Raw genomic sequence first — 15,269 nt, forward strand, 5'->3', positions numbered from 1 at the left:
GTTAGCCACTCCAAAATTTTGGAAGGGCTGGTTTGCATGCGGAAAAAAAGTTTTTTCATAATTTGTTCACTATTCATCTTCATCACCTGTTCATTCCCCACTTCTACTCATTTCCATGTGAAAGCAATAGAGGGAACAATCGAACTTACTCAACAATTAAATCACCTGATTAGTAATGAACCTGATTTAAAGGTTGCTATAGCAGGAATCAGTATTAGAAATGCCTCAAACGGAGAAATAATCTATTCAAAAATCGGAGATACTCGCTTAAAGCCTGCATCGAATTTAAAGCTATTTACAGCAGCAGCAGCACTCTCTGTATTAGGAGAAAAATACACATTTAAAACGGAGATATTAACTGATGGTTCGATGACAGGACGAGTGCTTAACGGCCATTTATTTTTAAAAGGAATGGGAGATCCGACTTTATTACATGCTGATTTTGACGAAATCGCAAAAGAACTAAAAAATGCAGGGATTGATCAGATTAATGGTGATCTAGTTGGAGATGATTCCTGGTATGATGACCTTCGCTATTCTAGAGATTTAACGATGAAGGATCAAATGTATTATTATGGTGGTGCTATTTCTGCTTTAACTGTATCACCTAATGAGGATTATGATGCAGGGAGCATAATTGTTGAAGTGAAACCAAGTGATGCTATAGGCAAAAAACCATCCATCAAAATGAATCCCCAGACAAATCATATGAAAGTAGAAAATCATGCGCGTACTGTTGCTGATGAGCAAAAGAAGACGATTAATATTACACGAGAGCATAATTCTAACACCGTTATCGTAACAGGGGAGATTCCCAAGAATTCCAAGCGCATAAAGGAGTGGGTTGCTGTCCTGGACCCGACTCAATATGCACTCCAGCTATTTAAACAATCACTTGAAAAACATGATATTCAATTAACCGGGGATGTCAGTACGGGGAAAACACCTGAAAAGTCTCGGATGTTAAAAAGGATTGAATCCGAACCTTTATCTGAAATTCTTATTCCTTTTATGAAATTAAGTAATAATGTAATTGGAGAAATGTTAGTGAAAGAATTAGGAAAAGTCGTCTATGGAGAAGGAAGCTGGGATAAAGGGATTAAGGTACTAAAGGCACAGTTACAAAAATTTGGTGTTCAGTCTGAATTACTCGTCCTTAGAGATGGTTCGGGATTATCACATGTGAATTTAATCCCTGCAAATGAATTATCAAGCTTTCTATTTGCTATTCAAAAAGAGGCATGGTTTCACACCTTTTTACACTCACTTCCAGTAAGCGGAGCACCTGAACGAATGCTCGGTGGGACGCTAAGAAATCGGATGATAAACACACCTGCTCAATGGCGTGTTAGAGCAAAGACAGGTTCGTTAGCAACCGTTAGTTCATTATCTGGTTATATTGATACAGAAAATGGCGAAAGACTAATTTTTTCAATTATCTTAAATAACTTATTAGAAGCGGAAAAAGGCAAAGCAATCGAAGATCGAATTGTCGTTCTCTTAGCAGAGCAATAGGCTTTTGGGGAGTCGTGAAAAATGAAAACAGCGGCTATTTTTAGCCGCTGTATTTTTGTAAAATCAATCGCATATAAGTATTTTGTGGCTTTCTACTATTTGCTTATGCCTTCGCAGCTTGAACATCTAAGCTAATTTTCACTTTATCACCAACAAGTACGCCACCAGTTTCTAGTACTGAGTTCCATGTTAAACCATAATCGCTGCGTTTAACTGCGCCATCCACTGTAAATCCAACCTTTTCATTTCCCCATGGGTCTTTTCCTGATCCTTCATAAGTAACAGTAAATGTTTCAGATTTTGTTACACCATGAATTGTTAAGTCACCAGTTAAATCATACTCATTATCCCCATTACTGACAATTTTAGTTGATTTGAATGTCATAGTTGGATGATTTTCAACATCAAAGAAGTCAGCAGATCGTAAATGGTTGTCACGATCTTCATTTCTTGTATCCACACTTGCAAGATCCACCGTAAATTCGATGTTTGCTGTCGTTAAATCTGCAGGGTTTGCTTCAATTACTGCATCAAATTTGTTGAAAGAACCTTTTACATTTGCGATCATCATATGTTTGATTGAAAAATCTACACTGCTGTGAACTGAATCAATTGCCCATTTAGTATTAGTCATTTTTCTTCCTCCATTTTGTTTGAAATCATTTTATTTGAATTCGAGATAACTTAATTCTAAATAAATTATAGGAAGGATTAATTCAATTGTCAACAAAAAATTAATAAAATCTGATTTATGATTTACTCAAGTGATACACTATAGAAGAAGCAAATGGTTTTTGAAGGAGATAAAAGAATGAAGCTAATCGAACAAATTCATAAAGATGCAATCAATCATACGAAAACAAAAATTATGGAGGATTTGAATCTTTATCTTGGCAAAAGCGAGGAAATTCCTTTAATTGAAGACTATCTATCTGAACGGCGTCACTATATTGAACAAATTTGGGTAAATGTCTGGTTAAATAAAGCAACAAATAATATTTCAAAACAAGAAAAAATTCACTACTTAAATGAAAAAGGGTTTGAAACTGAAAATGTTGCACGAAAATTAATCAACCATACCTTTCGAAATGAAATGCGTACGTATCACCCATTTAACTCATATGCTTGGATTAATGAAAAGTATAGAAATGCGAATGAAAACTGGAGGAATCAATATGAGAATGCACGAATTGATTTTCTTCGGAAAGAAAAGGAAGAATTCCTGCGAAAAGAAATGTACAGATTGCAAGATATGCTTGAAGAAACGGCAATTGAGATTATAGAAAAGAATGAAGAGCTTCTCTATTTACATATTAGACAATTTACAGGCATACAGCTTGCATCAGATATGAAATCTCGAACAAGATATGCTCCAGTTGACACATTTGCCTTAGAAGAAAGACTGGAGGAAATTGGTGCTTTCGAAAAGGACGCATTTTTAACAGTATCTAGCTTTTTTAACGAGCTTACAGGTGACATTCATAAAACGATTCATGAAGGAAGAAATTATTTTGAATATGAAACGTATTATGATCGATATGAGAGGTTGATTGCTGAATACTTAATAGAGATTCTACCGAAAATCGTCATTGAGCAACTTCCTGAAACGATTAACGATGACTATAAGAGAGTCTTTTCTGAATCTATTTCAAAGTCGATGATTGAACGTATTCTCGATTTTGAATATGGGTTCGTTGCAAATGATTTGATTGAAATCATTCAGGAGGAATATGTTTCTGATTTGCTTAAGCTATCCACGATTCCTTTTGATTTCAAAGAGCATCGTTATTTATATGAAGAGGCGCTTGCAGACAGAGAACGTAAAATAGCAGAAGAACATGCGGAAATTGAGCGTAAAAAGGCAGCAGAACAACGAATGCTTGATGATATTTTTGGTCAGGAATACCGACCGGCTGTTGAACGAAATATTCGCTACACCTTGCACATCGGAGAAACAAATACAGGAAAAACACATCATGCATTGGAACGAATGAAAGCAGCAGATAGTGGCTTGTACTTAGCCCCACTAAGGCTATTGGCACTAGAGGTATATGATAAGCTGAATCAAGAGGGAACCCCATGCTCATTAAAAACAGGGGAAGAGGAAAAGCTTGTGTCAAGCGCAAATCATATTTCGTGTACAGTTGAAATGTTTCATGAAAAGGAAATATATGATTGCATCGTTATCGATGAAGCACAAATGCTTAATGACAAAGATCGAGGATTTTCCTGGTATAAAGCTATTACAAAGGCGCATGCAAAGGAAGTACATATTATCGGCAGCTGGAGTGCGAAAGAGATGATTCTTCAGTTACTTGGAGAGGCCGATATTGAAATATTTGAATACAATCGTGACATTCCACTCGAAGTGGAGAAAAAAGAATTTAAAATTAATCAGGTGAAAAAAGGGGACGCACTCATTTGTTTTTCAAGAAAACGAGTCCTAGAAACGGCATCAAGACTTGAAAATGCCAGGTATTCTGTCAGTATGATTTATGGAAGCATGCCCCCTGAAACAAGGAAAAAACAAGTGCAGCGTTTTATAAATGGAGAAACTTCAGTCATTGTATCAACAGATGCAATCGGAATGGGCTTAAATCTGCCTATTCGCCGCATTGTTTTCCTTGAAAATGAAAAGTTCGATGGAACGAAAAGAAGGCTGCTCACCTCGCAGGAAGTAAAGCAAATTGCGGGACGAGCTGGAAGAAAGGGCATTTACGATGTTGGAAAAGTCGCTTTCATTTCTGATATTCGAACGATGAAACGTCTACTTGATGCTGAAGATAGACCCGTTCAAACCTTTTCAGTTGCTCCGACAAACACGATATTTGAACGGTTTCAGAAATATTATCATGATCTTGGTACTTTTTTTGAACTATGGGAGAAATTTGAAAGTCCGAATGGAACGAAAAAAGCTACTCTTTCTGAAGAGAGAGAGCTGTATAATCGGATTCGAGGGACTGAAATAGAAGCGAGACTCTCTATCACTGATCTATATGGATTTCTGCATCTTCCTTTTGCTAAAAAAGAAGCGGATTTAATCTGGCAATGGGAACAAACAATGTATGCAATCTTAAACAATACTGAACTCCCCGAGCCAAGAATAAAAAAACGAACGCTTGAAGAATTGGAGCTATCCTATAAAGCAATCGGCCTCCATCTATTGTTTTTATATCGTCTTGATCAGCGAGTGGAAGCACTTTACTGGGAACGGTTAAGGGAGGAAATTAGCGATCATGTACATGAAAGGTTAAAAACAGATGTGAAAAATATGACGAAGAAGTGTCGTCGATGTGGAGAAAAACTCCCATGGGAGCATGAATTCCAAATATGCGATAATTGTCACTATAGTCAATCTAGAAGAAGATACTGGGAATAAGGATAGAAAACAAAAACGGTAGCTAATCTATGGTAATTAGCTACCGTTTTTGTTGAAATTCCAAATCAAGTATCTCTTATCCATGCTATGGATTTCCGAACTTGGAAAAATGCACGACAAATTGAAAAAGCTATTTCATGGTTTTAATACAACTTTTATACAGTCATCATCATGATTATTAAAGATTTGATAGGCATGGCTTGCTTTGTCTAGAGGGAGTTTATGTGTAATGATATCTGTTGGATCAAACTCTTTATTCTTTATTTTTTCATAAAGCTTTGGCATAAAAGGAATGACTGGAGCTTGACCCATTTTTAGTGAGATATTTCTAACGAAAAATGGCCCTAGTGGGAAAAGGTTATAGTTGCCACCATACACACCGGTTAATTGAACTGTTCCAGCTTTTCTTACAGCCTTTGTTGCAATTTGAATCGGGCCTAAAGTACCGCCTTGAAGCTTTAATTTTTGTTCAAGAAATTCAAGTGGTGATTTCTTTCCATCCATCCCAACACAATCAATCACAACATCAGCACCACCATGGGTAATTTCTTTTAAATGCTCCCCCATATCAGGGTATTTTGTAAACTCAAAAATCTCGACATGATTTGTTCTCTTCGCATGATTCATTCGGTAATCAAGATAATCAATCGCAATGACACGCTCAGCACCTTGCATCCAAGCAAATTTTTGGGTCATTAAGCCAACAGGGCCACAGCCAAGTACAATAACAGTGTCTCCTTTTTTAACACCAGCATGGATCACACTCCAGTAAGCCGTAGGTAGTACATCAGATAAGAAGAGCAACGATTCGTCCTCTAATTCGCATGATTCAGGAATAAGAAATGGAGTGAAATTTCCAAAAGGAACTCTCAAATATTCAGCTTGCCCACCCGGGTAGTTACCGTATTTTTCTGAATACCCAAAATAGCCACCGGAATCATAATGAGGATTTGAATTATCACATTGACTCGTTAGGTCCTGTTCACAGTAGGCACAATGGCCACAGGATACATTAAATGGAATAACAACGCGATCTCCCTTTTTTACTTTCGTTACATCTGGGCCAACTTCCTCAACAATGCCCATCGGTTCGTGGCCGATAACATAACCAGGTGGCAACGGCATATTTCCCTGATATAAATGTAAATCGGAACCACAAATGGCTGTGGACGTTATTTTCACAATGATATCGTCATTTTTTTCGAGTTTTGGTTCTTCTATATTATCGACAACCATTTTTTTAGGTCCCTGATAAGTAACAGCCTTCATTTCCAACACTCCTATCATTCTCTTTCCAAAAATAGTATTTACCAATTACATTTCCATACACTTGAAAAATTTAGTAGGTTTTACAAAAACGAATAAATAATCATTTCATCCGCAAAATAACTATGATTTTTATTATGAGGAGGGATTATATGCAATTTCAAAACCAGCAAGGTCAAGGACCAATGCATCAAAATATGCATACTGGCACAGTCAATCAGCATCAAAACCATGGAGGACACGAACTATTTGATGTTCATGAAGTATTATCAGGTACAATTGGCACACTAGATTTGTATACGTTATTGCGTGCACATGTAAAGGATTCAGAGCTTCTTGGAATCCTTGACCGCCAATCTCAATTTATGAAAACAGAATATAATACAGTGGTTGATTGCTTCAAAACAGGACAAGATCCAGCAATTCCAACACAAAAGTATATGATGACTGAAGGAAATGATTTTGTTTATGGAATGAAACCAAGCCAACCGAAGAAACCGATTCAATCAACAGCAGAATTAACAGATGCGAATATTTCTGGCTATATGCTTGGTTCAGTAAAGGCTGGGGCTGGATCAAAAGCAATGGCAGCACTTGAAGTCACAAACCCAGTAGTTAGAAGGGTCATTGCTGATACGATTCCAAATTGCATTGAAATGGCTTATGAATTGTCTATTTATCAAAATAAACATCATTACTATCAAGTCCCACAGCTAGCGGATCAAGACATGCAGCAGTTACTAAATGCTTATGCACCAGCAACAATTCAAATGAACGGACAACCACCAAACCCAAATACTGCTCATTAAAACTATAAAAACTGAAAAAGAGTAATTAAAAAAAGGTAATTTCCTATGGTAAAGGAATTGCCTTTTTACTCATTTTCATGCATGATATAATTTGCTATTTTATAGAAAAACAAGCAAAATGAATTAAAAGCATATAGGAAAGAAAGTAGGGGTTTTTTTGCCTGATTTTTCATCACTAGGAATTTCACAGGCATTAGCAGCGATTTTACATAAATCTGCTATTGCTACACCAACACCCATTCAAATAGAAGCAATTCCAATGATTATGAATGGGACAGATTTAATTGCCCAATCTGAAACAGGGTCAGGGAAAACACTAGCTTTTGTTTTGCCGATACTTGAGAAGATTGATTCAGAAGCTTCTTATATTCAATCATTGATTGTGACACCAACGAGGGAACTCGCCTTACAAATTACGAATGAAATTGAAAAGCTCGTTCAGCATATTGATAATATAGACGTCTTAGCCGTTTATGGTGGACAGGATGTAGAAAAGCAATTAAAAAAATTAAAGAAAAATATTCAAATTGTTGTCGGCACACCTGGCCGGCTATTAGACCATATTCGAAGAAAAACAATTCAATTAGATCAAGTGTCATTTCTTATTCTAGATGAGGCTGATCAAATGCTTCATATTGGTTTTTTAAATGAGGTAGAAGAGATTATTCGTGAAACACCAACATCAAGACAGACTTTACTCTTTTCTGCGACAATACCAGCTGAAATAAAAAAGCTGGCAGCGAAACATATGAAAAAACCAGCGTATATACAAATTGAAAAGACGCAAGGACCTGCTGAAAACGTAGAACAAATAGCAATACATATGACTGACCGAGCGAAACAAGGCACACTTATTTCATTAGTGGAAACACATCAACCTTTTCTTGCCGTCATATTTTGCCGTACAAAAAGACGGGTTTCTAGACTTAATGAAATTCTTAAGGCAAATGATTTTGACAGTGACGAGTTGCATGGTGATCTGTCACAAGCAAAAAGAGAGCAAGTTATGAAGCGATTTCGTAAAGCTGATTTCCAATTACTTATCGCAACTGATGTAGCAGCTAGAGGCCTTGATATTGAAGGAGTTACTCATGTCTATAATTATGACATCCCTCAAGATGCTGAAAGCTATGTTCATCGGATCGGGAGAACGGGAAGGGCCGGGATGAAAGGACTTGCGGTCACATTTTATACAGATGATGACAAAGCAATGATTGAGTTAATAGAAAAAGAATTACAGATTACGATTCCGAAGAAAAGCATGGAGAAAAAGGAAGAGAAGCAAAAACAGAAAATAACGAGAAAAGCGACTCATTCACCAATTCAAAAAGAACGAACTTCAAATAACAGCAAGAGAAAAACACCGAGTCAATGGTCTAAAAATTCTCGAGGAAAACAAACTGAAGCATCAAAAGCGAGAAGAGGCCAAAGACAATCTGCAAGAAATGGGCGCGGAAAGTAAGGATTAGTCATAATTAAAGGAAGTGGACGAATATGTTAAAAACGAATATAAGTAAATATTTTGCAGAAGAAGTAAGTGAATCCTATAAAGAAGAAATTGATTATGCAATAAAACATGGGATAATTGAAAACAATCATTCAATTTCATTATTAAATCCAGGCAATCGATTTATGAATGCTTACATTGAACGTAGTGATAAAGAAACGGAAGAATTTCTTGCTGAGGAACAGGCGGCTTTCTTAAATCAGCCAATTAACTATTTGAAACAACATATAAATGAATTTATCTATATGGAGTCAGATTGGTTTCACATGATCCAGATAGAATCAATATGTCTTGAGGTAGATGATGTATTTGGCACATACGAAGCTATACTAGGGCTGAAACTACAAAAAAAGTATGAATCGGTAATAAAAACATTTTTAGAGAATGAATTAGTAGGAGAGCGTAAAGTAAGTTTAATGTTTAATCAGACAGATGGGTTATGGGATTTTAACTTTGCCCTAAATAATATAGAAGGATTTACTGATGAGTTAACACTTGCTGAAACAATGACTCTTGTTTACCAATTCCTTTTTAAACTAATCGAGTCAGTAGAGGCATAATAAAGGGGATGAAAAAAATGATCAAAAAATCGATGAAATGGATCGTTGCTGCAATTGTATGTTTACTTACTATTAATCTAGCAACACAAGCCTTAGCTTCAAATGGGGAGAAAGCTGAAGACAGTATTGATGAGAAATTTGGATTACCTATTGTTGTTTATGGCTCTGCATTGACACCTGCACAAAAAGAAGAAACCCGAAAACTACTTGGCGTCAAGGATCCAAGCATGGTTGAAGAGATTACGATCACTGGAGATGACTTAGAAAAATACATAAAAGGGAACAGACATTCCAATATGTATTCTTCCGCAAAAATCACCCTAAAAGATAAAGGGAAGGGACTTCACATCAACCAAGTAACACCTGAAAATATAACTGCTGTTTCAGATGAGATGTATGCAAATGCACTTTTGACTGCTGGGATTAACGATGCAGTCGTGGATGTTGCTTCTCCTGTAAAGGTTAGTGGTCATTCTGCTCTCGTTGGAATCTATAAAGCCTATGATGCAGGTGAAGGCAATGAATTGAATACAGAACATACAGAAGTTGCCAATGAAGAATTAAATCTTGCAACTCAGCTCGCTCAAAAAGAAGGATTAAATAATGATGTAATTACAGAGCTTCTAACAGAAATTAAGAAGGAAATTGCAGCTAAAAACCCTGCTACGAAAGAGGACATTGAGAAAATTATTAATGATCAATTAAAAACGCTTGAAATTCAATTAAGTCCAGAAGATCGACAACTTCTTATAGATCTTTTTGAAAAAATGCGCAGCCTTAATATTAATTTCGATAATGTCAAATCACAACTTGAAGATCTGTCAAAAGATATTAAAAATCGCATTGACGAAGCGATCGGGGACAAAGGATTCCTACAAACGATTGCAGATTTCTTTAAGAGTTTAATCGATGGAATAAAAAATCTCTTTTCATAGTTAATCAAAGCAGGGGAGCTCCCCCTGCTTTTTACTATTTTCCTTCCTTTGGAAACCGAATAGGCGTTTGTAAGCTATATTTATCACGATAGGAACGATATTGTACAATCGTTTCATTAGGAGCTTGTACGTCTACTTGCAAAATATAAGTGCCTTTCATTTCTAAATAATAGGAAACGCCTTCTAGACTCAATTGATAGAAAGAGAATGAGAAGCCAAGTAGATGTTTCTTTCCTACCTTTGTATCTGAATGCTTTTGGATAAAATCAGCAATTTCCAGTACGGTTGCTGAGGAAACTCCTGCATAAGAATACGCACGTTCCTTAATTTTTGCTGCCGTTTGATTAATCGTAACCTTCGCTTTATGCTTCAATTTGTCAAATAAATTATTCATTAAAATCCCCTCATATCAATAAAATTTCCATAAACCATGACACTTATCATGTATTGGTCATGACATGTATGTCTTAAAGTCCTATAACCACTACTGTAATATTATTATTAAAATTGTGGGAGGATATTATTATTATGACCAAACAAAAACAACTTCAATTAAAAAAGCAAATGGCTCCTTTTGAACAATCAAATACTAAAGCCAGTGTGTGGCAGCTTATTAATACAATTTTGCCATTTATTGTCTTATGGTTTTTGGCTTATAAAAGTTTATCCGTTTCCTATATTCTAACACTCCTTTTTTCAATTGTCGCAGCAGGCTTCTTAGTACGTATTTTTATTATTTTTCACGATTGCTGCCACCATTCCTTCATTAAAAATCGGCGCGCAAATAAAATTATTGGAACGATCACTGGAATTATGACCATTTTTCCATACAGCCAATGGCAGCATGATCACTCCGTTCATCACGCTACGAGCAGCAATTTAGATAAGCGTGGAGTCGGTGATATTTGGATGCTTACCGTTGATGAATACTTGGCTGCATCATTCTGGAAAAAAATTGCGTATCGAATATACAGAAATCCATTTGTCATGTTTATCCTTGGACCAATTTACGTTTTCTTAATTAAAAATCGCTTTAATCGAAAAGGTGCTCGTACGAAGGAGCGTTTGAATACGTATTTAACAAATGTTTCCATCATTGCTCTTTACGGTGTTCTTTGCTGGGCAATTGGTTGGCAGGCATTTCTAGCTGTTCAACTTCCGATTTTTCTAATCTCGGGTGCTGCAGGAATCTGGCTTTTTTATGTACAACATACGTTTGAAGATTCTTATTTCGAAGAGGATGCAGAATGGGAATACGTTAAGGCTGCCGTAGAAGGAAGCTCATTCTATAAGCTCCCCAAATTATTACAATGGCTAACAGGAAATATTGGCTATCATCATGTCCACCACCTAAGCCCACGTGTGCCAAATTATAAGCTTGAAGAGGCACATAAAAATACGGATGTTTTACAAAATGTACCAACAATTACATTGAGGACTAGTTTGCAATCTCTTAAATTTCATCTTTGGGATGAAAAAGACAAGAAGTTTGTCACATATAAGGAAATTTCGAAATATCTGCATAATGTGAAAAAAAATGAGCTTGCTTCAAGATTAAAGTAGTACAATATGGGTGATGCCTTAATACTGGGCTTCGCCTATTTTATTGAAATTAAAGAGGGTAACTATATGATTAAAAAATATTTTACTACACTCAAGAGTGGCGGTATCTCTCCATATATTTGGAGTGTATTTGCTATTTTGCCATTTTACTTTATCTTCCAATCATCCTCTACAATTGAAGTGGTTATTGGTATTTTACTAACAATTATCTTTTTTATTTCCTATCGATTAGCATTTCTTTCGAAAAAATGGCCAGTATACTTGTGGACAGGGATTCTCATCGCCATTTCAACTGCAATGACGATTCTCTTTCAATTTGTTTATTTTGCTTTCTATATCGCCTATTACAACGGGAATATTAAAAACAGGATGGCTTTTCTTACACTGTATGTTATTCACCTTGTATTTACAATCGCATCAATTAATTATAATTTAGTGCTTGGCGCACCGATGTTTTTGAAGCAATTGCCATTTGTAATTATTATAGGAATAAGTGTGATCCTACTACCATTTAATCTTTATAATAAAAAGAAGCAAGAAAAGCTGGAAGAGCAGTTGGAAGTCGCGAATCAGCGAATTGCTGAGCTTGTAAAGCAGGAAGAACGTCAGCGAATTGCAAGGGATCTTCATGATACATTAGGGCAAAAGCTTTCATTAATCGGCCTGAAAAGTGACCTTGCAAGAAGACTCGTATATAAAGATCCAGAGCAATCAAAAAGTGAAATGAAGGATGTTCAGCAAACAGCTCGAATGGCTTTAAATGAAGTCCGGAAAATGGTCTCACAAATGCGAGGAATCCGTTTGGAAGAAGAACTCATTCGTGTGAAACAAATTCTTCAAGCTGCAGAAATTTCACTTATTGTTGAAAATGACCTAAAACAATTAAATATATCCATCTTTCTAGAGAATCTTCTAAGCATGTGTATGAAGGAAGCCATAACGAATGTCGTCAAACATAGTCATGCGACCGAATGCCAAATTAGTTTTGAACAGACAAAAAATGAATTATGTATCCAAGTCAAAGACAACGGGATTGGATTTTCGGATGAATATTATTTTTCTAAAGGCAGTGGATTGTTAGGAATAAAAGAAAGACTTGATTTTGTAAATGGCAGTTTAGAAGTAAAGACGGAAAATGGAACAATCATTATGATGAAAGTGCCTAATGTCGTAAAACAAGTGGTGAAGGAGGAGCAAGAATGATACGAATTGTCATTGCTGAAGACCAGCGCATGATGCTAGGTGCATTGGGATCCCTGCTTAATCTTGAGGAAGATATGGAAGTGATTGGTAAGGCGAATAATGGAAAAGAGGCTGTTACTCTTGTAAGAAAACATCATCCAGATATTTGTATTATGGATATAGAAATGCCAGAAAAAAGTGGACTTGAAGCAGCTGAAGAGCTGAAGGGTTTAGAATGCAAAGTGATTATTTTAACAACCTTTGCTCGCTCTGGTTATTTTCAACGTGCGTTACAAGCGGGTGTACGCGGATACTTACTCAAGGATAGCCCAAGTGAGGAGTTAGCAAGCTCTATTCGAATGGTAATGAGTGGGAGAAGAATCTATGCACCTGAATTAATGGACGATGTATACAGTGAAGAAAATCCACTGACTGAACGAGAAAAAGCTGTACTCGGACTTGTTGCTGATGGGAAAAACACAAAAGAAATTGCTGATGAGTTAAAAATTAAAACAGGCACTGTTAGAAACTACATTTCACAAATCCTTGATAAGCTTGAAGTGAAAAACCGAATTGAAGCAATTACGCAATCGAAAGAAAAGGGATGGTTTAAGTAAACTGTCCTTTTTTTTGATTAGCTGATCTTTTATTTGGCTGTTTATGTACGCAAATATTGTTGTTTATTTTTTATAAGCTGATTTCCGCTTCGGGTTTCTCCCGTTACGTGGGTGCTATATACTCTCTCGCTTAAGTCTCGGCTGTCTCATACATCTGAGTACAAGTCTCCCACCGATCAACTGACTAATTCAATCAAGTGTATTTACATATTTGATAAAAATCTTATTCTTGTAAAATGGATCTTTTTATTTTTTGAATTTTTAAAAATACACTCGACAAATCTAATGAGTTGGAGGATAATTGTAAAAATATATCTATCACTTTTACTAAGTACAGCTTAAAAGTGATAGACATATGAAGTTTTCTAATCACAACAACATTATAAACAGACAGGGAGAAGAAGTAGGATGAGAGACTATCAAATTGACATGCATCTAAACACAGAAAGAAAGCAAAAGCCTGCATTTGATCAACTTCAGTTTGGAAGAAACTTTACCGATCATATGTTTATTATGGACTATTCCTCTGAAGAGGGTTGGTATGATCCAAGGATTGTTCCTTATCAACCTGTCACTTTAGATCCCGCAGCGATGATTTTTCACTATGGTCAAACAGTGTTTGAAGGGTTAAAGGCATATTTATCAAAAGAACAACAAATTCTGTTATTCAGACCTAGTAAAAACATGGCAAGACTTAACCGCTCAAATGAAAGATTATGCATTCCAAAAATAGATGAAGCTTTTGCATTACATGCATTAAAGCAATTGCTTATTGTTGAGAAGGATTGGATTCCAACAAGTGAAGGAACCTCACTATATATCCGACCTTTTATTATTTCAACAGAACCATACATAGGAGTCGCGCCATCAAACTCTTATCGATTTATGATCATTTTATCCCCTGTTGGAGCTTATTATAAAGAAGGCATAAATCCAGTGAAAATTTCTGTAGAGCAAGAATATGTTCGTGCTGTACAAGGTGGCACAGGGAATGCTAAAACAGCAGGAAACTATGCAGGCAGTTTAAAAGCACAAGAAATGGCCAATGTAGATGGGTATTCACAAGTTTTATGGCTTGATGGAAAAGAGAAAAAATATATAGAAGAAGTCGGCAGTATGAATGTCTTCTTTAAAATAAAAGGAGAAGTCATTACACCTGCTCTTAATGGCAGTATTTTAGATGGCGTGACTCGTGATTCAATCATTCAATTGCTTAACTATTGGAATCTCCCGCTTGTAGAAAAGAAAATTTCAATGGAGGAAATAGATCAAGCTCATAAAGATGGCCATTTAGAAGAAGCTTTTGGAACAGGAACAGCTGCTGTCATCTCTCCAATAGGTGAGTTATTCTGGAAAGGTGAAAAACTTAGCATTAATAATGGCGAAACTGGACCACTTTCAAGGAAATTATATGAAACAATAACAGGAATTCAAACAGGAACACTCGAAGATCCATTTGGCTGGCGTATAGAAGTGGCAAGTGAAGTCGTAAATAATTAATAAGAATCAGTTAGAAATTACTTGCAATATTCAATATTCATGATATGCTATGTATTGAATTCAAATAGTTAACACTAGGGGTGTCTTGAAAAAGACTGAGAAAGAACGGCCGTTCTAAACCCTTTGAACCTGATCTAGTTCACACTGGCGTAGGGAAGTGGCAAATGGTTGAACATGAATTGCACTCATCAACCCCCACTCTTATGTCTAGACGAGTGGGGGTTTTTTATACGTAAATACTAATTTAATAGCCATTTCTACTAGGGGCGCCTTATGGCTGAGAAGTAACCCTTTGAACCTGATCTAGATCATACTAGCGTAGGGAAGTAGGTAAGATGATTACGATAAATTATGCGTAATGATTGAACCGCTTTCCATATTCGGAGAGCGGTTTTCTTTTTGCTTACATGAAAAAAATAGCGAAGGAGTCAATAAA

13 protein-coding genes and 2 riboswitches are annotated in these 15,269 nt (G+C 36.1%); of the genes, 10 read left to right on the plus strand and 3 right to left on the minus strand.

Translation table 11 applies throughout. The annotated features are described in order from the left end of the window. The first annotated feature begins 36 nt into the window (after positions 1-36). A complete protein-coding gene (gene dacB, locus J2Z40_RS01700; RefSeq protein WP_066394310.1) occupies positions 37-1,515 on the plus strand; it encodes a D-alanyl-D-alanine carboxypeptidase/D-alanyl-D-alanine endopeptidase in 1,479 nt (492 codons plus the stop codon). Between the two features lie 103 nt (positions 1,516-1,618). Here dacB and J2Z40_RS01705 read toward each other — a convergent pair whose 3' ends face one another. Then, positions 1,619-2,149 (minus strand): YceI family protein, encoded by a 531-nt coding sequence (locus J2Z40_RS01705; RefSeq protein ID WP_066394308.1) that lies wholly within the window; start codon positions 2,147-2,149, stop codon positions 1,619-1,621. 177 nt (positions 2,150-2,326) lie between these two features. On the opposite strand from J2Z40_RS01705, the gene J2Z40_RS01710 reads away from it, so the two are divergent. Beyond that, entirely contained in the window at positions 2,327-4,894 is a 2,568-nt protein-coding gene (locus tag J2Z40_RS01710) for a helicase-related protein (RefSeq protein WP_066394306.1), read from the plus strand. A gap of 135 nt (positions 4,895-5,029) precedes the next feature. Here the strand turns inward: J2Z40_RS01710 and J2Z40_RS01715 are convergent, their stop codons facing one another. Further along, positions 5,030-6,163 (minus strand): zinc-dependent alcohol dehydrogenase, encoded by a 1,134-nt coding sequence (locus J2Z40_RS01715; protein ID WP_066394303.1) that lies wholly within the window; start codon positions 6,161-6,163, stop codon positions 5,030-5,032. 149 nt (positions 6,164-6,312) lie between these two features. On the opposite strand from J2Z40_RS01715, the gene J2Z40_RS01720 reads away from it, so the two are divergent. The 4 genes from J2Z40_RS01720 to J2Z40_RS01735 all read left to right on the plus strand — a co-directional run bounded on the left by J2Z40_RS01720 (position 6,313) and on the right by J2Z40_RS01735 (position 9,971). Beyond that, complete coding sequence (locus J2Z40_RS01720) at positions 6,313-6,969, plus strand: spore coat protein (protein ID WP_066394297.1); 657 nt, start codon at positions 6,313-6,315, stop codon at positions 6,967-6,969. 157 nt (positions 6,970-7,126) lie between these two features. After that, on the plus strand, positions 7,127-8,431 hold the full coding sequence (locus tag J2Z40_RS01725; protein ID WP_066394294.1) for a DEAD/DEAH box helicase: 1,305 nt from the start codon (positions 7,127-7,129) through the stop codon (positions 8,429-8,431). A gap of 32 nt (positions 8,432-8,463) precedes the next feature. Continuing rightward, on the plus strand, positions 8,464-9,036 hold the full coding sequence (locus J2Z40_RS01730) for a hypothetical protein (protein WP_066394292.1): 573 nt from the start codon (positions 8,464-8,466) through the stop codon (positions 9,034-9,036). A gap of 17 nt (positions 9,037-9,053) precedes the next feature. Further along, positions 9,054-9,971, plus strand: coding sequence for a DUF1002 domain-containing protein (locus tag J2Z40_RS01735; protein ID WP_066394290.1), 918 nt, complete (start codon positions 9,054-9,056; stop codon positions 9,969-9,971). Between the two features lie 34 nt (positions 9,972-10,005). Here the strand turns inward: J2Z40_RS01735 and J2Z40_RS01740 are convergent, their stop codons facing one another. Continuing rightward, positions 10,006-10,365: an acetate and sugar kinases/Hsc70/actin family protein gene (locus tag J2Z40_RS01740; protein ID WP_066394289.1), complete on the minus strand. Its 360-nt coding sequence runs from the start codon at positions 10,363-10,365 to the stop codon at positions 10,006-10,008. Positions 10,366-10,499: 134 nt separating this feature from the next. Here J2Z40_RS01740 and desA point away from each other — a divergent pair, with 134 nt between their 5' ends. From desA to J2Z40_RS01760, 4 genes are all read left to right on the plus strand, one after another. Beyond that, complete coding sequence (gene desA / locus J2Z40_RS01745) at positions 10,500-11,534, plus strand: Delta(5) desaturase DesA (protein WP_066394286.1); 1,035 nt, start codon at positions 10,500-10,502, stop codon at positions 11,532-11,534. Positions 11,535-11,600: 66 nt separating this feature from the next. Then, the gene (locus J2Z40_RS01750) at positions 11,601-12,737 is read left to right on the plus strand and encodes a sensor histidine kinase (protein ID WP_157087819.1); all 1,137 of its coding nucleotides are present in this window, start codon (positions 11,601-11,603) and stop codon (positions 12,735-12,737) included. Continuing rightward, positions 12,734-13,333 (plus strand): response regulator transcription factor, encoded by a 600-nt coding sequence (locus tag J2Z40_RS01755; protein ID WP_066394283.1) that lies wholly within the window; start codon positions 12,734-12,736, stop codon positions 13,331-13,333. The genes J2Z40_RS01750 and J2Z40_RS01755 overlap by 4 nt, the downstream gene beginning before the upstream one ends. Before the next feature lie 408 nt (positions 13,334-13,741). Further along, the gene (locus tag J2Z40_RS01760) at positions 13,742-14,833 is read left to right on the plus strand and encodes a branched-chain amino acid aminotransferase (RefSeq protein ID WP_066394281.1); all 1,092 of its coding nucleotides are present in this window, start codon (positions 13,742-13,744) and stop codon (positions 14,831-14,833) included. 66 nt (positions 14,834-14,899) lie between these two features. Beyond that, positions 14,900-15,006, plus strand: a riboswitch (TPP riboswitch). A gap of 79 nt (positions 15,007-15,085) precedes the next feature. Further along, a riboswitch (TPP riboswitch) is annotated at positions 15,086-15,175 on the plus strand. Positions 15,176-15,269: the final 94 nt, after the last annotated feature.

Source organism: Cytobacillus eiseniae (assembly GCF_017874625.1).
GTDB lineage: Bacteria > Bacillota > Bacilli > Bacillales > Cytobacillaceae > Cytobacillus > Cytobacillus eiseniae.